Source organism: Streptomyces bluensis, from assembly GCF_014650715.1.
In the GTDB taxonomy this organism is placed as follows: domain Bacteria; phylum Actinomycetota; class Actinomycetes; order Streptomycetales; family Streptomycetaceae; genus Streptomyces; species Streptomyces bluensis.
This window is the reverse complement of the sequence record NZ_BMVM01000014.1, coordinates 19,493-41,739: the sequence shown is the minus strand read 5'-3', so window position 1 is coordinate 41,739 and position 22,247 is coordinate 19,493. Positions and strand designations below refer to the sequence as shown.

Annotated in this window: 19 protein-coding genes and 2 tRNA genes; 15 read left to right on the top strand and 6 right to left on the bottom strand. The window is 67.8% G+C overall.

Features of this window, described 5'->3' with window-relative positions:
• The first annotated feature begins 277 nt into the window (after positions 1-277).
• The 4 genes from gyrB to IE262_RS28735 all read left to right on the top strand — a co-directional run bounded on the left by gyrB (position 278) and on the right by IE262_RS28735 (position 6,102).
• Positions 278-2,341, top strand: coding sequence for a DNA topoisomerase (ATP-hydrolyzing) subunit B (gyrB, locus tag IE262_RS28750; protein ID WP_189877773.1), 2,064 nt, complete (start codon positions 278-280; stop codon positions 2,339-2,341).
• Positions 2,342-2,383: 42 nt separating this feature from the next.
• A complete protein-coding gene (gene gyrA / locus IE262_RS28745) occupies positions 2,384-4,984 on the top strand; it encodes a DNA gyrase subunit A (protein ID WP_189877771.1) in 2,601 nt (866 codons plus the stop codon).
• Between the two features lie 18 nt (positions 4,985-5,002).
• Entirely contained in the window at positions 5,003-5,872 is an 870-nt protein-coding gene (locus IE262_RS28740; RefSeq protein ID WP_189877769.1) for a DUF3566 domain-containing protein, read from the top strand.
• 153 nt (positions 5,873-6,025) lie between these two features.
• Positions 6,026-6,102 (top strand) — tRNA-Ile (locus IE262_RS28735).
• 180 nt (positions 6,103-6,282) lie between these two features.
• On the opposite strand, the gene IE262_RS28730 is transcribed toward IE262_RS28735, so the two are convergent.
• A complete protein-coding gene (locus tag IE262_RS28730) occupies positions 6,283-6,615 on the bottom strand; it encodes a DUF6344 domain-containing protein (RefSeq protein WP_229877554.1) in 333 nt (110 codons plus the stop codon).
• A 338-nt stretch (positions 6,616-6,953) separates the two neighbouring features.
• Between IE262_RS28730 and IE262_RS39735 the strand changes: the two genes are divergently transcribed.
• Together IE262_RS39735 and IE262_RS28720 are read left to right on the top strand one after the other, a co-directional pair.
• Complete coding sequence (locus tag IE262_RS39735; protein ID WP_003999697.1) at positions 6,954-7,082, top strand: DLW-39 family protein; 129 nt, start codon at positions 6,954-6,956, stop codon at positions 7,080-7,082.
• Between the two features lie 275 nt (positions 7,083-7,357).
• Positions 7,358-8,869: a hypothetical protein gene (locus IE262_RS28720; RefSeq protein WP_229877553.1), complete on the top strand. Its 1,512-nt coding sequence runs from the start codon at positions 7,358-7,360 to the stop codon at positions 8,867-8,869.
• A 50-nt stretch (positions 8,870-8,919) separates the two neighbouring features.
• Here IE262_RS28720 and IE262_RS28715 read toward each other — a convergent pair whose 3' ends face one another.
• Together IE262_RS28715 and IE262_RS28710 are read right to left on the bottom strand one after the other, a co-directional pair.
• Positions 8,920-10,809 (bottom strand): serine/threonine-protein kinase, encoded by a 1,890-nt coding sequence (locus tag IE262_RS28715; protein ID WP_189877765.1) that lies wholly within the window; start codon positions 10,807-10,809, stop codon positions 8,920-8,922.
• Positions 10,810-11,198: 389 nt separating this feature from the next.
• Complete coding sequence (locus IE262_RS28710) at positions 11,199-11,747, bottom strand: helix-turn-helix domain-containing protein (RefSeq protein WP_134038227.1); 549 nt, start codon at positions 11,745-11,747, stop codon at positions 11,199-11,201.
• A gap of 182 nt (positions 11,748-11,929) precedes the next feature.
• Between IE262_RS28710 and IE262_RS28705 the strand changes: the two genes are divergently transcribed.
• Positions 11,930-12,002: transfer RNA gene (locus IE262_RS28705), tRNA-Ala, on the top strand.
• A 525-nt stretch (positions 12,003-12,527) separates the two neighbouring features.
• On the opposite strand, the gene IE262_RS28700 is transcribed toward IE262_RS28705, so the two are convergent.
• Positions 12,528-13,229 carry a DUF5324 family protein gene (locus tag IE262_RS28700; protein WP_134038230.1) on the bottom strand — a complete coding sequence of 234 codons (702 nt, stop codon included), beginning with the start codon at positions 13,227-13,229 and terminating at the stop codon, positions 12,528-12,530.
• A gap of 521 nt (positions 13,230-13,750) precedes the next feature.
• Between IE262_RS28700 and IE262_RS28695 the strand changes: the two genes are divergently transcribed.
• Entirely contained in the window at positions 13,751-14,284 is a 534-nt protein-coding gene (locus tag IE262_RS28695; protein ID WP_134038233.1) for a peptidylprolyl isomerase, read from the top strand.
• A gap of 231 nt (positions 14,285-14,515) precedes the next feature.
• Positions 14,516-15,430, top strand: a complete 915-nt coding sequence (locus IE262_RS28690; RefSeq protein WP_229877567.1) for a rhomboid family intramembrane serine protease — start codon at positions 14,516-14,518, stop codon at positions 15,428-15,430.
• 313 nt (positions 15,431-15,743) lie between these two features.
• Here the strand turns inward: IE262_RS28690 and crgA are convergent, their stop codons facing one another.
• Complete coding sequence (gene crgA, locus IE262_RS28685; RefSeq protein ID WP_134038239.1) at positions 15,744-15,998, bottom strand: cell division protein CrgA; 255 nt, start codon at positions 15,996-15,998, stop codon at positions 15,744-15,746.
• Between the two features lie 142 nt (positions 15,999-16,140).
• On the opposite strand from crgA, the gene IE262_RS28680 reads away from it, so the two are divergent.
• The 6 genes from IE262_RS28680 to IE262_RS28655 all read left to right on the top strand — a co-directional run bounded on the left by IE262_RS28680 (position 16,141) and on the right by IE262_RS28655 (position 20,877).
• Positions 16,141-16,953: a DUF881 domain-containing protein gene (locus IE262_RS28680; RefSeq protein WP_189877763.1), complete on the top strand. Its 813-nt coding sequence runs from the start codon at positions 16,141-16,143 to the stop codon at positions 16,951-16,953.
• A gap of 24 nt (positions 16,954-16,977) precedes the next feature.
• Positions 16,978-17,709 carry a class E sortase gene (locus IE262_RS28675; RefSeq protein ID WP_189877760.1) on the top strand — a complete coding sequence of 244 codons (732 nt, stop codon included), beginning with the start codon at positions 16,978-16,980 and terminating at the stop codon, positions 17,707-17,709.
• A gap of 53 nt (positions 17,710-17,762) precedes the next feature.
• Positions 17,763-17,924 carry a hypothetical protein gene (locus IE262_RS28670; protein WP_134038245.1) on the top strand — a complete coding sequence of 54 codons (162 nt, stop codon included), beginning with the start codon at positions 17,763-17,765 and terminating at the stop codon, positions 17,922-17,924.
• Positions 17,921-18,559 (top strand): aminodeoxychorismate/anthranilate synthase component II, encoded by a 639-nt coding sequence (locus IE262_RS28665; RefSeq protein WP_134038248.1) that lies wholly within the window; start codon positions 17,921-17,923, stop codon positions 18,557-18,559. The genes IE262_RS28670 and IE262_RS28665 overlap by 4 nt, the downstream gene beginning before the upstream one ends.
• Positions 18,556-19,974, top strand: a complete 1,419-nt coding sequence (locus IE262_RS28660; RefSeq protein ID WP_229877552.1) for a class E sortase — start codon at positions 18,556-18,558, stop codon at positions 19,972-19,974. Before IE262_RS28665 ends, IE262_RS28660 begins: the two co-directional genes overlap by 4 nt.
• A gap of 216 nt (positions 19,975-20,190) precedes the next feature.
• Complete coding sequence (locus IE262_RS28655) at positions 20,191-20,877, top strand: class E sortase (protein ID WP_229877566.1); 687 nt, start codon at positions 20,191-20,193, stop codon at positions 20,875-20,877.
• A gap of 87 nt (positions 20,878-20,964) precedes the next feature.
• Here the strand turns inward: IE262_RS28655 and IE262_RS28650 are convergent, their stop codons facing one another.
• Positions 20,965-22,035: a restriction endonuclease gene (locus IE262_RS28650; RefSeq protein ID WP_189877754.1), complete on the bottom strand. Its 1,071-nt coding sequence runs from the start codon at positions 22,033-22,035 to the stop codon at positions 20,965-20,967.
• Between the last annotated feature and the right edge of the window lie 212 nt (positions 22,036-22,247).

Here is a 22,247-nt window from a genome sequence, read left to right as displayed (position 1 = left end):
GGGAGTAGCGATGGGTTGACGCCCGGAAGCGCTGAGTGCCTCTGTGAGCCTCTTGGAGCCCCGTTCCGCATATGGGGAGTCGGCCGAGACCGGTTCAGGGCGGCACATGCGGACTCAGGTACCGGCAAACCCCCATCACTGTCAGCGCTACCGGTAGACTGGACGCTAATCCCGCCCCACTTGTGGGGACCGCTTCGGAAACACCGTGCAACGCTGACAAAGGCTTCCACCGCAACATGCCGCAGCCATTCCGGCACACCCGCCGGGAGCCTGGCTTGTGCTGTGCCAGAAAGGGCGCTTCGTGGCCGATTCCGGCAACCCCAACGAGAACATCCCGTCCACCGACACCGGCGAGAACGGCGAGGGCAATGCCTCGTACGACGCCAGTGCCATCACCGTCCTCGAAGGGCTGGACGCGGTCCGCAAGCGACCCGGCATGTACATCGGCTCGACCGGTGAGCGCGGACTCCACCACCTCGTGTACGAGGTCGTGGACAACTCCGTCGACGAGGCCCTGGCCGGCCACGCGGACACGATCGATGTCACGATCCTGGCCGACGGCGGCGTGCGCGTCGTGGACAACGGCCGTGGCATCCCGGTGGGCATCGTGCCGTCCGAGGGCAAGCCGGCCGTCGAGGTCGTACTGACCGTGCTGCACGCGGGGGGCAAGTTCGGCGGCGGCGGCTACGCGGTCTCCGGCGGTCTGCACGGCGTCGGCGTCTCCGTGGTGAACGCCCTGTCGACGAAGGTCGCCGTCGAGGTCAAGACCGACGGCCACCGCTGGACGCAGGACTACAAGCTGGGTGTCCCGACCGCTCCGCTCGCCCAGCACGAGGCCACCGAGGAGCACGGCACCTCGGTCACCTTCTGGGCCGACAGCGACATCTTCGAGACCACCGACTACTCCTTCGAGACGCTCTCGCGGCGCTTCCAGGAGATGGCGTTCCTCAACAAGGGTTTGACGATCAAACTCACTGATGAGCGCGAGTCGGCCAAGGCCACCGCAGGCGCGGACGAGGCGGGCGCCGACGAGAAGGACGAGGCCAAGACCGTCACGTACCACTACGAGGGCGGCATCGTTGACTTCGTCAAGTACCTCAACTCCCGTAAGGGAGACGTGGTGCACCCCTCCGTCATCTCGATCGACTCCGAGGACAAGGAGAAGCTCCTTTCCGTCGAGGTCGCGATGCAGTGGAACAACGGCTACAGCGAGGGCGTGTACTCCTTCGCCAACACCATCCACACGCACGAGGGCGGTACGCACGAGGAGGGCTTCCGGGCCGCGTTGACGGGTCTGATCAACCGCTACGCGCGCGACAAGAAGCTGCTGCGCGAGAAGGACGACAACCTCACGGGTGACGACATCCGCGAGGGTCTGACCGCGATCATCTCGGTCAAGCTCGGCGAGCCGCAGTTCGAGGGCCAGACCAAGACCAAGCTGGGCAACACGGAGGCCAAGACCTTCGTGCAGAAGGTCGTGCACGAGCACCTCACGGACTGGCTCGACCGCAACCCGAACGAGGCCGCGGACATCATCCGCAAATCCATCCAGGCGGCCACCGCGCGCGTGGCGGCCCGCAAGGCGCGCGACCTGACCCGCCGCAAGGGCCTGCTGGAGACGGCGTCCCTCCCGGGCAAGCTGAGCGACTGCCAGTCGAACGACCCCATCAAGTGCGAGATCTTCATCGTCGAGGGTGACTCCGCCGGCGGCTCGGCCAAGTCCGGCCGCAACCCGGAGTACCAGGCGATCCTCCCGATCCGGGGCAAGATCCTCAACGTCGAGAAGGCGCGGATCGACAAGATCCTGCAGAACCAGGAGATCCAGGCGCTGATCTCCGCCTTCGGCACCGGGGTCCACGAGGACTTCGACATCGAGAAGCTGCGCTACCACAAGATCATCCTGATGGCCGACGCCGACGTCGACGGCCAGCACATCAACACCCTGCTGCTGACCTTCCTGTTCCGCTTCATGCGGCCGCTGGTCGAGGCCGGGCACGTGTTCCTGTCGCGTCCCCCGCTCTACAAGATCAAGTGGGGCCGTGACGACTTCGAGTACGCGTACTCGGACCGCGAGCGCGACGCGCTGATCGAGCTGGGTCGCCAGAACGGCAAGCGCATCAAGGACGACTCGGTCCAGCGCTTCAAGGGCCTCGGCGAGATGAACGCCGAGGAGCTGCGCGTGACGACCATGGACGTCGACCACCGCGTCCTCGGCCAGGTCACGCTCGACGACGCCGCCCAGGCCGACGAACTGTTCTCGGTCCTGATGGGCGAGGACGTCGAGGCCAGGCGCCAGTTCATCCAGCGCAACGCCAAGGACGTCCGCTTCCTCGACATCTGAGTCGGTCTCCGCTGACCGCACCAGGAAGGATCTTCACCAGCAATGGCCGACGAGAACACTCCAGTCACGCCTGAGCCTTCTGAGGGCGAGACCATCCTTCGCATCGAGCCCGTCGGGCTCGAAACGGAGATGCAGCGCTCGTACCTCGACTACGCGATGTCCGTCATCGTCTCGCGCGCGCTGCCGGACGTACGGGACGGCCTCAAGCCCGTCCACCGCCGCGTCCTGTACGCCATGTACGACGGCGGCTACCGCCCCGAGCGCGGCTTCTACAAGTGCGCCCGCGTCGTCGGCGACGTCATGGGTAACTACCACCCGCACGGCGACTCCTCGATCTACGACGCACTGGTCCGCCTCGCGCAGCCGTGGTCGATGCGCATGCCGCTGGTGGACTCGAACGGCAACTTCGGCTCTCCGGGCAACGACCCGGCGGCGGCCATGCGCTACACCGAGTGCAAGATGGCGCCGCTGTCGATGGAGATGGTCCGTGACATCGACGAGGAGACCGTCGACTTCACGGACAACTACGACGGCCGCTCCCAGGAGCCGACGGTCCTGCCCGCCCGGTTCCCGAACCTGCTGATCAACGGCTCGGCCGGTATCGCGGTCGGCATGGCGACCAACATCCCGCCGCACAACCTCCGTGAGGTCGCGGCCGGCGCCCAGTGGTACCTGGAGAACCCGGAGGCCTCCCACGAGGAGCTCCTGGACGCCCTGATCGAGCGCATCAAGGGCCCCGACTTCCCGACCGGCGCCCTGGTGGTGGGCCGCAAGGGCATCGAGGAGGCCTACCGGACCGGCCGCGGCTCGATCACCATGCGCGCGGTCGTCGAGGTCGAGGAGATCCAGAACCGCCAGTGCCTGGTGGTCACGGAGCTGCCGTACCAGGTCAACCCGGACAACCTCGCGCAGAAGATCGCCGACCTCGTGAAGGACGGCAGGATCGGCGGCATCGCGGACGTCCGCGACGAGACGTCGTCCCGGACGGGCCAGCGTCTGGTCATCGTGCTGAAGCGCGACGCGGTCGCCAAGGTCGTCCTGAACAACCTGTACAAGCACACCGACCTGCAGACGAACTTCGGCGCCAACATGCTGGCGCTGGTCGACGGTGTGCCGCGCACCCTGTCGCTCGACGCGTTCATCCGGCACTGGGTGACGCACCAGATCGAGGTCATCGTCCGCCGTACGCGCTTCAGGCTGCGCAAGGCCGAGGAGCGGGCCCACATCCTGCGCGGTCTGCTGAAGGCACTGGACGCCATCGACGAGGTCATCGCGCTGATCCGGGCCAGTGACACGGTCGAGATCGCGCGTACGGGCCTGATGGACCTCCTGGAGATCGACGAGATCCAGGCCAACGCCATCCTTGAGATGCAGCTGCGCCGCCTGGCCGCCCTGGAGCGCCAGAAGATCGTCCAGGAGCACGACGAACTCCAGGCGAAGATCCGCGAGTACAACGCGATCCTGGCCTCTCCGATCCGCCAGCGCGGCATCGTCAGCGAGGAACTGGCCGCGATCGTCGAGAAGTACGGCGACGACCGCCAGACCAAGCTCGTCCCCTACGACGGTGACATGTCCATCGAGGACCTGATCGCCGAGGAGGACATCGTCGTCACGGTCACGCGCGGCGGCTACGTCAAGCGCACCAAGACCGACGACTACCGCGCCCAGAAGCGCGGCGGCAAGGGCGTACGCGGCACGAAGCTCAAGGAAGACGACATCGTCGACCACTTCTTCGTGTCCACGACACACCACTGGCTGCTGTTCTTCACCAACAAGGGCCGCGTGTACCGGGCCAAGGCGTACGAGCTGCCGGACGCCGGCCGGGACGCGCGTGGCCAGCACGTCGCGAACCTCCTCGCCTTCCAGCCGGACGAGGCGATCGCCGAGATCCTCGCCATCCGCGACTACGAGGCGGCGCCGTACCTGGTGCTCGCCACGAAGGGCGGTCTGGTGAAGAAGACGCCTCTGAAGGATTACGATTCGCCACGCTCGGGCGGCGTGATCGCGATCAACCTCCGTGAAAAGGAGGATGGTTCCGACGATGAACTGATCGGAGCCGAACTTGTTTCGGCCGAGGACGACATCCTTCTGATCAGCAAGAAGGCGCAGTCGATCCGCTTCACGGCCACCGACGAGGCGCTGCGGCCCATGGGCCGTGCCACCTCGGGCGTCAAGGGCATGAGCTTCCGTGAGGGCGACGAACTGCTCTCGATGAATGTTGTCCGACCCGGTACGTTCGTGTTCACTGCCACCGACGGCGGGTACGCGAAGCGGACCCCCGTCGACGAGTACCGCGTCCAGGGACGCGGCGGCCTCGGCATCAAGGCCGCCAAGATCGTGGAGGACCGCGGTTCTCTCGTCGGTGCGCTGGTGGTCGAGGAGACCGACGAGATCCTCGCCATCACGCTGGGCGGCGGTGTGATTCGTACGCGAGTCAACGAGGTCAGGGAAACCGGCCGTGACACCATGGGCGTCCAACTGATCAACCTGGGCAAGCGCGATGCCGTCGTCGGTATCGCACGTAACGCCGAGGCGGGACGCGAGGCCGAAGAGGTCGACGGCGAGGTCGCCGTGGGCGAGCCGGAGGCCGAGGGTGCCGCGACCACTGACACGGGCGAGGGCGAGCCGTCCTCGGCTGAGTAGCGCGAGGAGTGAGTCATCGTGAGCGGAGCCACTGGCCCCGGATCGACCGGTACAGGTACCTCCACCGGTACCGAAACGGACGGCGGCGGCCGTGGCTCCGCCGAGCGTGCGATGGATTCGCACACGACCCAGCTGAAGGCGATCAAGCCGAGCGCGACAGACTCGCACTCGGCTGACGCTCATGGATCCCAGGGGGGAACTGTGCCGGATACCCGAGGCGCACAGAACCAGCAGTACGAGGCTGCTGGTGCGGGCCCGGCCGCTCCTGGCGCCCAGCCGCAACCGCAACCGCAACCGCAGGCCCAGCCGGTGCCGCAGCCGGCCGCCGTGCCGTCGAACGCCGGCGCGTCCGCCGCCGTGCCGTCGAACGCCGGTCCCGTGGCGTCGGCCTCGCCGCTCCCCGGGGAGCGGCAGTCGCAGCAGGCGGCAGCCCCCTACCACCCGCCGCAGGCCTACCCGGCGGAGGCTCCGAACGGTGCCGTACGCCGACCGCGTACGGGTGCACGCACCATGCCCCGCACCCGTAAGGCGCGTCTGCGCGTGGCCAAGGCCGACCCGTGGTCCGTGATGAAGGTCAGCTTCCTGCTCTCCATCGCGCTCGGCGTCTGCACGATCGTCGCGTCGGCGGTGCTGTGGATGGTCATGGACGCGATGGGCGTCTTCTCGACGGTGGGTGGCACCATCTCCGAGGCGACGGGCTCGAACGAGTCGAACGGCTTCGATCTGCAGGCGTTCCTGTCCCTGCCGAACGTGCTGATCTTCACGTCGGTGATCGCCGTCATCGACGTCGTCCTCGCGACGGCACTCGCGACGCTCGGCGCGTTCATCTACAACCTCTCCGCGGGCTTCGTGGGCGGCGTGGAGCTGACCCTGGCCGAGGACGAGTAACCGCGCGGGAGGCTGCCGCAGTGAGTGTTGCCCGACGACTGCGTTGGGCGCCTTCCCCGCTGGTCGGCCCTCCCCGGGTATCGATTTTGGGACTGCCCTGGTCGTGCGCTAATCTTCAGGAGTCAGCGCGCGGGACACACCGCAGAGCGCGGCGGGGCTATAGCTCAGTTGGTTAGAGCGCATCCCTGATAAGGATGAGGCCACAGGTTCAAATCCTGTTAGCCCCACCAGTGAAAAGACCAGCTACTCACGTAAGTAGCTGGTCTTTTCGTGTCCCGCAGTCTGTCTCTCGCAGCCCGGCCCGCATGACGAAGACCCCCACCAGAACTGGTGGGGGTCTTCGTGTGTGGCGGTGTACGCAGGTTCGCCCGTTCGTCCTGTTCGCCCGTTCACTCGTGGGTCAGGTGGGACTAGGGAACAGACCCTGTCGGAAGGGCGGGTGTGGCGGCGGCCGTGGGGGTGGTCGCGAGGAGCCGTGTGGACGGGCGTTGGCGACAGGACGGGGCGGCGCCGTGGGCCTCGGCTTGGATGCGCTGCTTCATCGTGGGGGGTAGGAAGCGGCCGTGGGACAGGGCCCAGGTGGACAGTGCCGGCGCCTTCACGGTCGGCGCGCTCTTGCAGGTCCGCTCGGTCTGCGGTACGGCCGCCGAGGCGGTGGTGGTGATGAGTCCGAGCGCCGTGCACAGCGCGAGGAAGGCGGTGACGACGGCGGTCCACAGCGTCCTGACCTTGTTGCGGGCCATGACCCCTCACATTCGGGTTGGGCGATTTGCGTACTTTCCTCATGATGTGTATGTGGGGTGCGAAGTGGTGGATCGACGCTCGTGGTGCGTAGCTCTTCTGATGAACACCACCCGGATGGGTGCAGGGAAGTGGCAAAGTTGGTAATGAGTGTGGTTTGCCAGTGAATATCACGCTTCGCACGGCGTGATGCGGCCTGCCATCGGAACAGCGACGTCCGGTTCTACTGCTCTGTGCCGGGCCGGAGTTGAGGGCCGATGCAGGTCACCGATCGATATCGACCGGTGTGTATAGTCGGGCGCCAGAGGTCCCCTACGTCAAGGAAAGACGAGGTAGCGCGGTGAAGAAGCTTCTCCTGGTCGCACTGGCCGCCATCGGCGGGCTCCTCGTGTACCGCCAGATCCAGGCGGATCGCGCCGAGCAGGATCTGTGGACGGAGGCGACTGACTCCGTGCCCACGGGTTCGTGAGTGTCGACAGCCATCGACATCAGTCTCAGAGCAGACCCCGGCCGCCTCGCGGTCGGGGTTTTGTGTTCTCGGCTGTCCTGAACGCCTGTTCTCGGCTGCCCTGGCTGCCCTGGCTGCCTGGCCTGTTCGCTCCTGTGACTGATTCGGTTGCAGCGGCAAAATAGGGGTCTTCGTAGAGGGCGCTTCGGGCCTACGTCCGCAGAGTGCGGGTGGCATGTCCTCCGGCGGGGCAGGATGGGCGGCGTCCGGGGGCTACGACGAGGGGGTGGCGCGTAATGGGACGGCGCACGGTCTGGTGGCGAGCGTTGGCAGCCGTGGGAGCGGCCCTGTGCGCGACGGCAGGGCTGCCCGCACAGGCCGCGGCGGCCGGTACACCCGCCCCGTACGCCTTTGCCGAGGACGCCACCAGGGTCGAGGGCATGCCGAGCACCACCGGCGCCGTACGACTCGCTCCCGGGAAGACGTACCGCAGCTCCATCCGTGAGGGCGGCAAGCTCTACTACCGCCTCGAACTCGGCAATGGGGCCAACGCGTACGTCTCCGCCACCGCCGTCCCCCGCATGGGGACGGCGGTCGCCTCGGCGGAGGGCGTCAAGGTGACCGTGCAGGACGTCAACGGCCACCGGTGCTCCTCCGAGACAGCGCGCTTCGGGCCCACCGGCAGCCCTCGCCCCGTCACCGCCTGGGCGTCGCGCCAGATCGGCCGTGATCCGTACATGTGCCAGGAGGCCGGAACGTACTACGTGCTCGTCGAGCGCGTCGGGACGGTCGCCTCCTCCCAGGGCACACAGGACACACGGAGTTCTCAGGGGCTACAGGGATCTCAGCAATCTCAGGAATCTCGGGAATCTCAGGAATCTTCGGGCGAAGCCTGGGGACTGGAGCTCGGTTATGTGCTGGAGCCGCTCCTGAAACAGACCGGTTCCACGAGCGCACCCGAGGTGGGGAACTCCACGTCGCCCGCGGCCGTCACCGGCGATGCCAAGCGCCGCAGGGGCGGTACGAGCTTCACGACGGCGAGCGCAGTGGCTCAGGGGGTCTGGGAGGAGACGGACGGCATCCGGGCCGGGCAGACGCTCTACTACAGGGTGCCCGTTCACTGGGGACAGCAGCTGTACGCCACCGCCGAGCTGGGCGGTTCAGGCAGCGGCGACGACGGCTATGTGGGCAACGCGCTGGTTATGTCCCTCTACAACCCCGTACGCGGATTCGTGGACGACGCGACGGCCGGCTACGACGGCCGTCAGAGGTCCGCGGACCTGGACCGGATACCTCCCGTCCGCTACGACAACCGCTTCGCCCGCGACGACCGGATGAGCGGCATGCGGTTCGCGGGCTGGTACTACCTCGCCGTGCATCTCGGGGCGCCGGTCGCCGAGCGGTTCGGCGAAGGGCCGTTCGGGCTGACGCTGCGGGTAGGAGTCGCCGGTTCGGCGGCCGAAGGCCCGGGGTATCTCGGGACCTCCGAGCCGGCGGGGGTGTTCGAGATCACAGCCGCGGACCAGGAGGCTGCCGAGAGCGGGTCGGTGGGTGGTGCGACCGGTGCCGGCGAGGAATCCGGAGGATCCGCGGGATCCGGGACGGCGGAGGCCTCGGACGGCGCTCGGGGCATCGGAGACGACCACACCGTGATGAAGCTGGTCGCCGTGGCTGGAATCGGTACCGGGAGCCTGCTGGTCCTGGGGCTCGGGGTCTGGACGGTCGCGGCCCGGCGGCGGACGGGAGTGGGCGCCGCCGGGCAGGGGGTGGCGGTGAAGGGGCCGGGACACGGGGCGCCACGGGGGTAGGCGGAAAGAGCGAGCTCAGCAGTCGAGCTCGCAGGCGGGGGATGCGCTGGTCAGAGCTGGGCCAGGGCCCAGAAACCCACCGCGAAGCAGGCCAGCGCGAGCAGGAGGACCGGGACGGCCACCTTGGCGGGTGGGCCCGGACGACGTCGCGAGATTCTTCTCGACCGACGTGGAACCTGCGGGGATCGAGCGGTGTATGAACCAGTAGAGACGTAAGCGTGCTGCTGCACCGCGGTCGTCGGCGCCTGCGAGGGGTTCTCGGGGGCCAGGTGACTCAAGGGCGGGTGCGGCTGGGGGGAGAGCACATGCGTGGGTTCGGAATGGTGCGGAGCGTAGAAAGGTCCTTGAGGGGCTTGGCTCGGCAGCGCGGTCGGCGAGGGAGGAGTGGGCGGCTGCTCGGGCTGCTCGGGCTGCTGATTCGGGTGGTGCGGTGCCTGGTGCTCCTCGTCACGCGTCGGCGTCTGGGCAGGAACAGTGCTCACCTGGCCCTGCGGGGGCGGGAGATGAAAGCTGCCGGTGTCCGACATCGTGAACGGTTGCGTGGGCTCCGGGTCGCGCTCGGGGCGCGGCGGTACGGCGGGGGCGGACCCTGGCTGTACGGCACCCGGGGCGCTCTCCGAATATTCCGGGTATCCGGGTCCGAACGGGCGCCCGTCAGACCCGGTGCCCGCCGCGTACTCCCACTGCTCACCGCCTGATCCGGCTGGAGACGGTGCGCTCCTGGGCATGGGCGGTGGTGTGGACGGACGACGGGGTATGGAGCCCGGGGAGGGAGGCGGCGGCGCGGCTCCCATGTCATTGCCCGGCGTGACCGGCGGTGGCTCAGGAGGTGGCATCGGCGTGACAACCGAGCCGCCCGACGGTATGCCACCGGGCCCCGGCGGCGAAGGTGGCGCGTCAGCGCCCGCCCCCGGCTCGGGAGTTGGCGAGAACAGGTTGCTGCTGCCGGACCCGGCCACGGGCCAGGATGGCGTCCCGGTGCCACTGTCCGTGCCAGTGCCAGTGCCAGTGCCAGTGCCCGTAGCCGGGCCGGCGCCCGTGTCCAGCCCCGATGCCCTCCTCAGGGGGCCGCTCGGTTCGAACCCCGCGGGAAGCGGACCGAGTTGGTCGAAGACCTCCACCAGCTCGTCGTCGGGGCCGGGCTCCGGAAGGAGCTCGGTGGCGGAGGCGAGAGCCTTGCGGGCGCCCGTGGCCGTGCGGAAGCGGGCGTTCGGGTCGGGCTGCAGAAGCGTGGCCACGACCTGCCAGAGGGGCTCCGGAACACCCTTCGGAGGCCCTGGCGTCCCCCTGTCGGTGAAGTACTCGACGATTGCTTTGGCGTCCGGTTTGGCGCCCTCAAGGAGGTAGAGAGCCACCAGGCCCACGGCGAACAGGTCGGCAGGGAAGTCGGGCTCAGCGCCCAGCATCTGCTCGGGCGCGAAGTAACCGGGCGTCCCCACCACGTAGTCGGTCTCGGTCAGCCGGGGCTCGCCCAGGCGCATGGCGATGCCGAAGTCGGAGAGGCGCAGGTGCGGCCGGGCCGTGCCGGTGGCCTCCAGCAGAACGTTGGCGGGCTTGATGTCGCGGTGCACGACGTCCTCCGCGTGCACTGCGGCGAGCCCGGAGAGGAGCTGGTCGAGGAGGGCGCAGACGAAGGCGGGCGGCAGTGGGCCGTAGTCGTTGACGAGGTTGACCAGTGAGCCTCCGGTGACCAGTTCCATGGTGAACAGGACCTGGTCGTCGTCGGCGGCCCAGCTGGTGGGCGCGAGCACATGGGGGTGATCGATCCGCAGGGCCTGTTCCCGGACGAAGCGCAGCAGGGAGTGCGCGTCGCGCTGCTGCAGGACCTTGGCCGCCACATAGCGGCGCCGGCGGTGGTCCCAGGCGCGCCAGACGGCGCCGACCCCTCCGCGCCCGATCGGGTCGACCAGTTCGTAGCGGCCGGCGAAGACCTCACCCATGGCTGTGCGTCGCTCCCCCTTCGGCTCCCCCCTCGGCTGGTTCCCAGGCGAGCTCTACGGCTCCCTTCGGCCCGCTCGGGTGCTCGCGCCTATTCGGCTTCCCTGCCGTAGCGCGGCTTATTCGGCTTCCCGGATTCCGGGCCGCATGGGAACCCGCTGTCTTCTCTTGCTACCTGCTACCTGCTACCTGCTACCAGGCACCTGCTAGGTGCTACCGGGCACCTGCTACGTGCTACCTGGCACCCAGCACCTGCTACGTGCTTCCGCTCCCGCTGCTTGCTCGTGTGCGGGATCCCGCTCCGCCCGACAGTGTCCACTGTTTCTGCCCTCGACTTTCCGCCGGTCGTCCTCCCGGTCGCCGACCACCCTTCGACGACCGGGAGTTGGGCTCAGTTCTGGTGAGTCTGGTAGTGGGTGACCGCGTCGGAGGTGCGGCCGGCGCCGTACACCCGGAGGAACTCTGCCAGTTCCGGGTGGGTCGGGGCGAGGGTGTCCGCCGCCTCGATGATGTCTCCCGCGGCCGCCACCGAGCGCAGCAGCGACTGGATCTCGCGGACCACCCGCTTGACCGTGGGCGCCCCCGAACTCGTCGTCGACTGCGCGGTGTTACTGAGCACAGAGCCCCCCTGCGACTTCTTGATCTCGTCCATGCGCTCGGTCGCCTCGGCGGCGCTCACGCTGCCGTCAGCGACCTGCCCCGCAAGATCCTGCAGCAGCTGAACCCGCTGGACCACCGCAGGGTTGCCGATCTTGGCGCGCTGACCGCTCATCAGCTGCGACAGCATCGGCGCGGACAGCCCCAGAACCCCCGCCAGACGCGCCTGGTTGAGCCCCAGGTCGTCGATGAGCCTACGGAAGAGCGCCCCCAACGGCTCTCCGTACCAGTTCCGCTGCAGCTCCCGGGCTCTTGCGGTCGCTTCCTGCTGTGCGGCGTCCATTGCGTCTCCCCATCGCTTCCCCAAATACCGCGGTTCGCTCTAGCGAACCATGACGTGCATCTTACGGAGAGTGGTCGTTCACGGGGACCCCCAATCTTTTTGCGAGATCCCGGGGGTGACCCGGTACTCTGGTCTGCGGCGCCTTCCGGTGGTGGAATCTTCCGGGTGGGTGCTGCCCTCCCGGGGCCTTAGCTCAGTTGGTAGAGCGCTGTCTTTGCATGGCAGATGTCAGGGGTTCGACTCCCCTAGGCTCCACACCACATGACCGGCCTGGTCGTCACTGCTTGACGACCAGGCCGGTTTTTTCTGCGCCTGCCCCGCGTCCGGTGGATGCCAGGGGATGCGCGGTCGTCCAGGTGGCCCGTCGCGAGCGCGAGTCGTGCCGGCGGAGGGGAGACGGGATGGGTGCCGAGGTGAGGTGGGGTCGGCTGTCCTGACGTGCGCATTCGCGAAAACTGTGTTCTGCGCCACGACGTCGGCGGAAATGCGGCAACGCCACTCTCCGCAATCGGATCGATGCATTCCGCTGAGGGGGCGTTCCACGTGAAACAGCGCCATGGGACAGGAACTTCTCGGGTCCTGCCCCACGGCGCTGTTGAGGGTTCAGTGTTGAGGTCGAGGTGCACAGGAGGGCGGGCTCCATGGCCCGCCCTCCCCGCGATCGCAATCGCTGCGAAAGAGCCGAGGCGCGCAGCAACCGGATCCGGCCGCTGCCGCCAGCGGGCGGCAGCGGCCGGATCCGGTCTCGGTGGGCTCAGCGGCCCGCCCCGCTCGGTGGGCTCAGCGGCGGTCGTCCCTGTCGGCCGGCTTCTCCTCGGCGTCCTTGGCCTGTACCTCGGGGTCAAGGGGCGACTGTCCGCTGCCGTCGACGGAGGCCAGGTGACTGCTGTCAGGGACTTCCGTGGCGGCGGGGGGCTCGACCAGCCAGTCAGGGTTGGCCTGCCTGTCCCACCACTTCCACGCGACGAGGGCGCCGCCCACGAGAGCACCCAGCGTGGCCATACCCTTGGCGATCCGGCTGGCCCGGGCCCGCCGTTGCTGCCGGCGGACCAGCTTCTGGATCTGGCGGGGCGAGACCTGTCCGCGCAGCGCGGCCAGCGCCGCGACACTGCCGGACGCGGCCGCCTCCCGGACGGGCCGGGCCGTGGTCACGGCCCGCTCCACGGCCGGCACGGTGTATCCGGCCGCCTGCCGGACTGCCTTGCGAGTCAGGACAGCGGCCTCGTGGGCCGCGTAGTCGACCTTCGGCGGCACATGCGAACGGGCCTGCCCCAGGCGCGGGGCCACATGGGCGCCGTACTGGTGGCGGGCCTGTTCGGCGGCTAGCGACACCCTGGGCGCGAGCCGTACACGGGCCTCGTGCGAGTAGTACGCGGCCCTGTCCTTGGCCGTGTCGGCGTAGGGCGCCACCACTTCCGCGGCGTGCCGCACGCTGTCCTTCGCCGACTCGGCCGCTGCGCGCACGCTGTCTTTGCGGGTCACGGGATCCTCCTCCTCGGTGGCGTACGGTAATTCGACTTTCCACCCTTTTACGGATCATGCCTTCCCAACCGCTCCCGAGCATGTGCGGACGGGCATCCGGGTCACATCCGGGCGTGGGGGCGGAGTCCAAACGGGACCGTGCGGGGCGGGCACCAGGCCGGTACAGGGGCGGTGCCGAAGCCGATACGGGTTCTGTGAGACGTCCATGGGGGTTCCGTGCGGGTTCGGTACGAGTGCGGGACACACGGGTCACGGGGCACGCGAAACGAACACATGCAAGAGCGGATGAACACCTGGAAACAACCGCTTATAGACGACAATGCCACGGATCACCGCGACGCGCGCCCGCCCAGGGTGACTCGACCGGTTTTCCGTGAGCACCACCAGGGGTTCCGGGCGTACCACCTCCCGGAACCGCAAGCGCCACCCCTTGATATTCGCTCGGATGTGGCGGCCGGGCGACGCGCGGCGCCGTCCGTGCGAGGATCAGGGGAGTCACAGAGGACAACGGAAGGCAGATCGTGGCCGAGCAGCTTTACGCCACCCTGAAGACCAACCAAGGCGACATCGAGGTGCGGCTGCTGCCGAACCACGCGCCCAAGACGGTCCGGAACTTCGTCGAGCTCGCCCAGGGCGAGCGTGAGTGGACCAACCCGGCAACCGGCCAGAAGTCCACGGACAAGCTCTACGACGGCACGGTCTTCCACCGGGTGATCAGCGGATTCATGATCCAGGGCGGTGACCCGCTGGGCAACGGTACCGGCGGTCCCGGCTACCAGTTCGAGGACGAGTTCCACCCGGACCTCGCCTTCGACAAGCCCTACCTGCTGGCCATGGCCAACGCCGGACCGGGCACCAACGGCTCGCAGTTCTTCATCACCGTTTCCCCGACGGCCTGGCTGAACCGCAAGCACACCATCTTCGGCGAGGTCGTCGACACCGCCAGCCAGAAGGTCGTCGACGCCATCGCGACCACCCAGACCAACCCCCGCACCGACCGCCCGGTCAACGACGTCGTCATCGAGTCGGTCGTCGTCGAGACCCGGCAGGGCTGACCCCGGACGGACCCGGCAGGGCTGGCCCGGGCAGACCCGGTGACAGGGCTCACCCCGGACGCCCGGCGGAGCCGAACCCAAAACGCTCGCAGCACCCCGAAAGGGCCCGCACGGCCCGAAGGGAACCAATCGCCCCGCTCAACCGTAAGGATGAGCGGGGCGCGACGTTGCGTGTACGGACTCATGCGCGCCCGCCGCGTGCCGACGTACGGAGATTGAGGGGACCCCATGGTGGACCAGGCACCGGGCGGCCCGCAGGGCCCCAAGGACCCGGGCCCGCAGGACACCTACAGCCTGCCCGGCTGCTACCGGCACCCGGACCGCGGCACCGGCGTGCGCTGCACCCGCTGCGACCGTCCCATCTGCCCGGAGTGCATGGTCAGCGCCTCCGTGGGTTTCCAGTGCCCCGAATGCGTCCGCGGCGGCTCCGGCACGGGCCACGCCCCGAGCGCCTCCCGGCCGCGCACCCTGGCAGGCGGTCCCGTCACCGCCGACCCCCGGCTCCTCACCAAAGTCCTCCTCGGCATCAATCTCCTGATCTTCCTGGTCCAGCTCTCCCTCGGGGCCCGCTTCACCGACCGCTTCGACCTCATCGGCCTGGCCTACGTCCCACAACTCGGCTCGGTCGAGGGAGTCGCCGACGGACAGTGGTACCGCCTGCTGACGTCGATGTTCCTGCACAGCGGCTACGTCCACATCCTGTTCAACATGCTCAGCCTGTGGTGGATCGGCGGCCCCCTGGAGGCGGCCCTCGGCCGCGCCCGCTATCTCGCCCTCTACCTGGTCTCCGGCCTCGCGGGCAGCGCACTCACCTATCTGATCGCCGACGCCAACCAGCCCTCGCTCGGTGCCTCGGGCGCCATCTTCGGACTCTTCGGCGCGACCGCGGTCCTCATGCGCCGGCTCCGGTACGACATGCGGCCGATCATCGCCCTGCTGGTGATCAATCTGATCTTCACCTTCAACCCGGCGTTCAACATCTCCTGGGAGGCCCACGTCGGCGGCCTCGTCGCCGGTGTCGGGATCGGCTACGCGATGGTCCACGCGCCGCGTGAACGCCGCACCCTGATCCAGTACGGCGTCTGCGGCCTGGTGCTGGCCGCCGTGGTGGTCGCGACGCTGGTCAGGACGGCTCAGCTCACCTGAGGGGGGCCGCCCGGCCCGCCTTCGGCGCTGTTGTCCACAGACCGTCGCGGATCTTGTGCATACCGTGCGGGAACAGCTGTGCCCCCTGTCGCTCACCCGTGTTTTCGCAGGTGGGACAGGGGGCGAACATGCTTACGAGTGGCGGTGTGTCTGTCGTATCGGCGTCCATGCCCGGTGGGTTATCCACAGATCGTCTTTTCTTTTCCCCATGTGCTTCCCCATGTGGATAACGTCTGTGGATAACTCATCGGACATCCTGGGGTGGAGCTGGGTTCAGCGAGCGGCGACCTCTACGTCACCTGTGCCCCGAGCCCTACTTCCACTGGGTGGAGACGCCGAATCCCGCCGCGATGAAGCCGAAGCCGACCACGATGTTCCAGTTGCCCAGTGAGTCGATGGGCAGTGAGCCGTCGGTGACGTAGAAGACGACGATCCAGGCGAGGCCGATGAGGAACATGGCCAGCATGACGGGGGCGACCCAGCCGCGGTTGTTCAGCTTGATGGTCGCTGCCTGCTTGGTGGGCGGCGGGGTGTAGTCGGCCTTCTTGCGGATACGTGACTTCGGCACGAGGGTCTCTCCTGTCGATGCGCTGCGTGGCCGCGCAGGGAACTGGGGCGGGCTCCGGGGCAGCGTACAAGGGGACACTGAATGCTCCCCCGGGCGTCCGTTAGCGTAGTGCTTCCGCGGCGCCGAAGGAGATAAGGGTACGTTGAGCAATTCCGCCGACACACCCCGATCGGGTCAGGGCGACTCGCCCGCGACGGGTTCCGTCCCGGCTGATCCGTCCGGTTCGCTCCGCTTTCCCCCGGTGCGGGTGCTGACCGTCGCCGTGTTCGCCCTGGCCGGGCTGATCTTCTTCACGAGCTTCGACACGGCCAAGGGCACCAACATCCGTACGGACAGCTCCCTGCTGAAGCTGTCCGACCTCATCCATGAACGCAGCCGTAAGAACGGCCAGCTCGACGAGTCGAACGGGGCCCTGCGTGACGAGATCGAGGCCCTGGCCGAGCGTGACGACGGCCGCACGGATGCGGAAGACGCCCGGCTGAAGGCGCTGGAGAAGAACGCGGGCACCCAGAAGCTCAAGGGTGAGGCCATCACGGTCACCCTCAACGACGCCCCGCCGGACGCCACCGCCAAGCTGCCTGGTTACCCCGAGCCGCAGCCCGACTTCCTGGTCATCCACCAGCAGGACCTCCAGGCCGTGGTGAACGCCCTGTGGGAAGGCGGCGCCGAGGGCGTCAAGGTCATGGACCAGCGGCTGATCTCCACCAGCGCCGTGCGCTGCGTCGGGAACACCCTGATCCTCCAGGGGCGCGTCTACTCGCCTCCGTACACGATCCAGGCGGTCGGAGACCCGCAGAAACTGCAGAAGGCCCTCAGCGTCTCCCCCGCGATCCAGAACTACATGGTGTACGTCAACGTCTACGGGCTCGGCTGGAAAGTCACCGAGGACGGGGCGGTGACTCTTCCCCCTTACTCGGGCACAGTGGATCTGCAGTACGCGAAGCCCGTGGAGTAGCTGCCGCTGGGGGACTCTGTGCCGGTGCGCGTGATCGTCAGGAGCGTCAGCGAGCTGTGCATCACCGTGGGCACTCTGATCGTGCTGTTCGTGGCCTATGTGCTGTTCTGGACGGGTGTGAAGGCCGACAGTGCGATGGACCGTCAGATCGACGAGCTTCAGGAGCAGTGGGCGAAGGGGGATGTGAAGTCCCCGACGGCGCCTGCGGGCTCTGACGGCTCTGAGGGCTCTGAGGGCTCGACGAGGCCCGGCAACTCGGCTGCTCCGGCCGCACCCGCGCCGTACCAGGACGGCGAACCCTTCGCGGTGATGTACATCCCGCGTCTTGGTTTCACGTGGAACAAGCCCGTGCTGGAGGGCACCGAGGTGAACACCCTCAAGGAGGGACTCGGTCACTACGCGAACACGGCGCGGCTCGGACAGAAGGGGAACTTCGCCGTGGCCGGCCATCGCCGCACCTACGGTGATCCCTTCAAGGACTTCCCCAGGCTGCGCGTGGGTGATGCGGTGGTCCTGACGGACGGGACGACCTGGTTCACGTATCGGATCGACAAAGGGCCCTACAAAACCCTGCCCACGGACGTTGAGGTGATCGATCCTGTCCCCCGTAAGTCCGGGTACATCCGCTCGGGCCGCTATCTGACGCTGACCACCTGTGAACCGGAGTGGGGGCACAGTCATCGGCTGATTGTGTGGGCGCATCTGGATTCCACACAGCCTGTGGAGGCTGGGAAACCGGAGGCGTTGCGCCGTTAGTCTGGTGGCGTAAACGGCGTGAGTCTGTGCCGTGGTGTGACGGAAGGGACGGCATGTACGGCTGGATCTGGCGGCATCTGCCGGGGAACGCATGGGTCAGGGCGTTGATTTCCGTCGTACTGATCTTGGTCGTGGTTTATGTCCTTTTCCAGTACGTCTTTCCCTGGGCCGAGCCCCTGTTGCCCTTCAACGATGTGACGGTGAACGACCAGTGAGCGCCCGGATTCTCGTCGTCGACAACTACGACAGCTTCGTCTTCAACCTGGTCCAGTACCTGTACCAGTTGGGCGCCGAGTGCGAGGTGCTGCGCAACGACGAGGTGGCGACCTCGCACGCGCAGGACGGGTTCGACGGTGTGCTGCTGTCGCCCGGGCCGGGCACGCCCGAGGAAGCGGGCGTCTGCGTCGACATGGTCCGGCACTGCGCGGCGACCGGGGTGCCCGTGTTCGGGGTCTGTCTCGGGATGCAGTCGATGCAGGTGGCGTACGGCGGTGTCGTGGACCGCGCGCCCGAGTTGCTGCACGGTAAGACGTCGTTGGTGGAGCACGAGGGCAGGGGTGTCTTCGCCGGTCTGCCGTCCCCTTTCACCGCCACGCGGTACCACTCGCTGGCCGCGGAGCCGGCGACGGTGCCGGCCGAGCTGGAGGTCACCGCGCGCACGCACGACGGCATCATCATGGGGCTGAGGCACCGTGAACTCCCGGTCGAGGGCGTGCAGTTCCATCCCGAGTCGGTGCTGACGGAGCATGGGCACCGGATGCTCGCCAACTGGCTGGCGGAATGCGGAGACCGGGAGGCCGTGGCGCGGTCGTCCGGGCTCGCGCCGGTCGTGGGCAGGGCCACGGCGTGACGGCGCTGCGCCCCGAGCGCGAGAGTTCCCCCTACGGCGGCGAGGCCGCGTACGGGGGAGCCGACGCGTTCGAGGCGGAGGCCTTGCAAGCGGAGACGTTGCAAGCGGAGGCCTTCCAGGCGGCGGTCGAGGGACTCTCGGACCCGCTGACCGATCCCCTGCCGGGCGCTCCCGCTTCGCGTTCCCAGTACAGCGAGGACTGGCCCGGACAGCGTCACAGGCAGCCCCAGCATCAGCCCCAGCCCCAGCCGCAGGCGCAGACGTCGTACGAGCCGGGCGGCGTGGGGACGTCCTACGGGCACGAGCATCCGGTGGTCGACGAGGGGACGGCCGGGTACCGGCCGCTGCCGGTCGACGAGGAGACGGTGGCGCTGCGCGTGGACGAGGCGCGGCGCATGGCCCGTGCGGCCGACGAGGCGATATCCGCAGCGGGCTCGGCGTCTGCGGCGGGCTCGGTGTCCGGTGCGGCGGGCACGGCCGGTGCGTCCCCCGTCTCTCCCGCCTCCGCTCCCGGTGGCCGTGCGGCCCGTAGGAAGGCCGCGAAGCGGCAGGGGCGTCATGGGGGCTCGGGAGGCGCGCACGGCGCCCACAAGGGCGCTGGAGCGGCTCAGAGCGGCTCGGGCGCCCGTGGGGGGCGGCATGGCGCCCGGCGCGGTGCCCCGGACGGCGAGAAGGCCGACGGGACGCCCTTAGCGGCACCCCGGTCGCGGGTGGAGGCACGCCGGGCGGCGCGGGCGAACAAGCCCAGCGCGGGCGTTGTCGCGAGCCGGGCGATCGGTGAGGTGTTCATCACCACCGGTGTGCTGATGCTGCTGTTCGTGACGTACCAGCTGTGGTACTCAAACATCCTGGCGAACGCGCAGGCGGGCCAGGAGGCGAACAGCCTTCAGCAGGAGTGGGCCAGCGGAAAGCGCGCGCCGGGGGCCTTCGAGCCCGGGCAGGGCTTCGCCATGCTGCACATCCCGAAGCTGGACGTGGTCGTGCCGATCGCGGAGGGCATCAGCAAGTCGAAGGTGCTGGACCGCGGCATGGTCGGGCACTACGACGAGGACAGCATCAAGACGGCGATGCCCGAGGACAAGAAGGGCAACTTCGGCGTCGCGGGACACCGCAACACGCACGGCGAGCCGTTCCGGTACATCAACCGTCTCAAGCCGGGCGATCCGATCGTGGTCGAGACGCGGGACACGTACTACGTCTACGACATGGCCTCGATCCTGCCGGTGACCTCCCCCTCGAACATCAGTGTTCTCGATCCGATCCCCAAGGGGTCCGGTTTCACAACGGCGGGCCGGTATATCACCCTCACCACGTGTACGCCGGAGTTCACCAGTAAGTACCGGATGATCGTGTGGGGCAAGATGGTCGAGGAACGGCCGCGCAGCAAGGGCAAACCGGACGCGCTCGTCCAATGAGAGCGGACACGCTCGTCCAGCAGGAGCATGCGGTACCTGGAATAGACGGGGCAGATGGAAGTGGCAGCGACCACGAAGCACGGTGACCAGCACGACGAGCAGGGCGAACAGGACGAGCAGGCCGAACAGGGCCAGCAGGACGAGCGGACCGCCGGAGCGCCGGAGCCCGCGCCCGCATCCTCGTCCTCGACCGCCGCGCCGCCGCGCCGCCGCCGCATGGGCCGGATCGCGATGGCGGTCAGTGTCCTCGGCGAACTCCTCATCACGGCGGGTCTGGTGCTGGGCCTGTTCGTCGTCTACTCGCTGTGGTGGACGAACGTCGTCGCGGACCGTGCGGCGGACAAGCAGGGCGACAAGGTCCGTGACAACTGGGCGGAGCAGCCGAACACCGGTCCCGGAGGTCCCGGGGCGTTGGACACCAAGAACGGCATCGGTTTCCTGCACGTCCCGTCGATGACGAAGGGCGAGATCCTGGTCCGCAAGGGCACCTCGTCGAAGCTGCTGAACGACGGCGTGGCCGGCTACTACACCGACCCCGTCAAGGCGACCCTCCCGACCAGCGACAAGAACGGCAACTTCTCCCTCGCCGCCCACCGTGACGGACACGGCGCCAAGTTCCACAACATCCACAAGATCAAGAAGGGCGACCCGATCGTCTTCGAGACCAAGGACGACTGGTACGTCTACAAGGTCTACGCGATCCTCCCGGAGACTTCGAAGTACAACGTCAAGGTCCTCGCCCCGGTCCCGAAGGAGTCGGGGAAGAAGAAGCCGGGCCGCTACATCACGCTGACGACGTGCACGCCCGTGTTCACCTCGACGTACCGGTACATCGTGTGGGGGGAGTTGGAGCGGGTGGAGAAGGTGGATGCGGATCGTACGTTGCCCGAGGAACTGCGTTAGCGTGACAGCCCGTCACGCCTAGGATGAACTGGGCCCGAAGCCGCAAGCAGCCTTTGCGGCTTCGGGCTCATCTGTGTTCCGTCGTGATTAACCCAGGACGTTCAGTGCTGCCCCGGCACTCCACTCCTCAAGCAGCCCACGGTGCACGGCTGTGATGCCGCCCGCCAAAGCGACGTTCAAGGCATCTCGGGTGAAGGGGCACGTTGCCACAAAGAGGGCCACCTCCGAGTCGTGCAGAACCTTTGCCGCCCCGACAAACTTCTGGACCTCTGGGCTAGTGATCGAGATGTGGGGCGCGAATCGCTTGCACTGGACGGCGAGGCGTCGCCCGCTGGCCGTACGACCGGTGATGTCGATGCCGCGGTCTCTGCTGCCGCCTTTGACCACGACGTTGGTACAGCCGTCGCGGCGCAGCAGACTGGCGACTTGCTCCTCGAACTCCCTGCCGTTCATGGCGTCCATGGAAGCCATGATCCCGGCGAGGGGCCGGTCCTGTCGTGGTGCTTCCAGCCTCTGCAACCGGATGTGGTGTTGCTGGAGCCTTCGTTCGATGCGCTGAACCCCTGTCCGCAGAGCGATGAGTTCGCGGCGGTGCTCGCCAGATGTCTCGATCAGGGCATTGAACATGGGCACGACGGTACGGCCGAGTACGTGGGCGATGCGCTGGTCGATGTGGTCGTCGAGGGATGCCTCCGGTTCGTCTGTAGGGGCTCCCTCTCCCGCGAGGAGGTTGTCCACAGGGAGGCTGCCTACCAGGTACTCCATGTCGAGCAGGTACGTACGCACCTGACGGGCGACACCGCTGTCGCGGAGAAGCATGGCGACGTTGAGGACGGCCCTGCGCGGCCAGAGGGCCAGGCTGGAGCGGGGCTGTGGATAACCACTGGGATAGGAACTCAAGTTGAGTTCCTTAAATTCTCGCAGCTCAGGGCCGCGAAGGACGCGCAGTCCGTTCGCTGCAAGCTCCTGTCTGTGGCGGCTGAGCAGGTTGTTGATGACTGTCTCGGCTACCTCGAAGTAGGTCGCGACCATCGCTGTCGTGACATGCATCCCGTCCGGCAACAGCGACAGCGCCTTCACTCTGTCGAGCACGTCGGTGCGGTCCAGCACGCTGTCGCGCAGTGCTTTCGACTCCAGTAGAGCCACTTCGTTGAACATACTCTGTCCCTTCGTTCACCTGCTCGAGGACGGTCATTCGCCTCTGGGCGGAGGCTCGATGCTCCACCCCAGCAGTTCAACGAGTAGATCAATACGAAGATGCGGTCGAATTTCATACGTAAGCTTGGAATAGATGGATTGAGCATTAGAGATGACAGCTGGCTGAAGCAGAAGGGTGGGACTTGAATTGCTCGCTGTCGGGCCACCGTGGC

Bases quoted from the DNA above. Each gene is read 5' to 3' on its own strand.
- gyrA (WP_189877771.1), top strand. From the start codon at position 2,384: ATGGCCGACGAGAACACTCCAGTCACGCCTGAGCCTTCTGAGGGCGAG.
- IE262_RS28650 (WP_189877754.1), bottom strand. From the start codon at position 22,035: ATGTTCAACGAAGTGGCTCTACTGGAGTCGAAAGCACTGCGCGACAGC.
- IE262_RS28720 (WP_229877553.1), top strand. From the start codon at position 7,358: ATGGGACGGCGCACGGTCTGGTGGCGAGCGTTGGCAGCCGTGGGAGCG.
- IE262_RS28655 (WP_229877566.1), top strand. From the start codon at position 20,191: ATGGGCCGGATCGCGATGGCGGTCAGTGTCCTCGGCGAACTCCTCATC.
- IE262_RS28715 (WP_189877765.1), bottom strand. From the start codon at position 10,809: ATGGGTGAGGTCTTCGCCGGCCGCTACGAACTGGTCGACCCGATCGGG.
- IE262_RS28730 (WP_229877554.1), bottom strand. From the start codon at position 6,615: ATGGCCCGCAACAAGGTCAGGACGCTGTGGACCGCCGTCGTCACCGCC.
- IE262_RS28670 (WP_134038245.1), top strand. From the start codon at position 17,763: ATGTACGGCTGGATCTGGCGGCATCTGCCGGGGAACGCATGGGTCAGG.
- IE262_RS28710 (WP_134038227.1), bottom strand. From the start codon at position 11,747: ATGGACGCCGCACAGCAGGAAGCGACCGCAAGAGCCCGGGAGCTGCAG.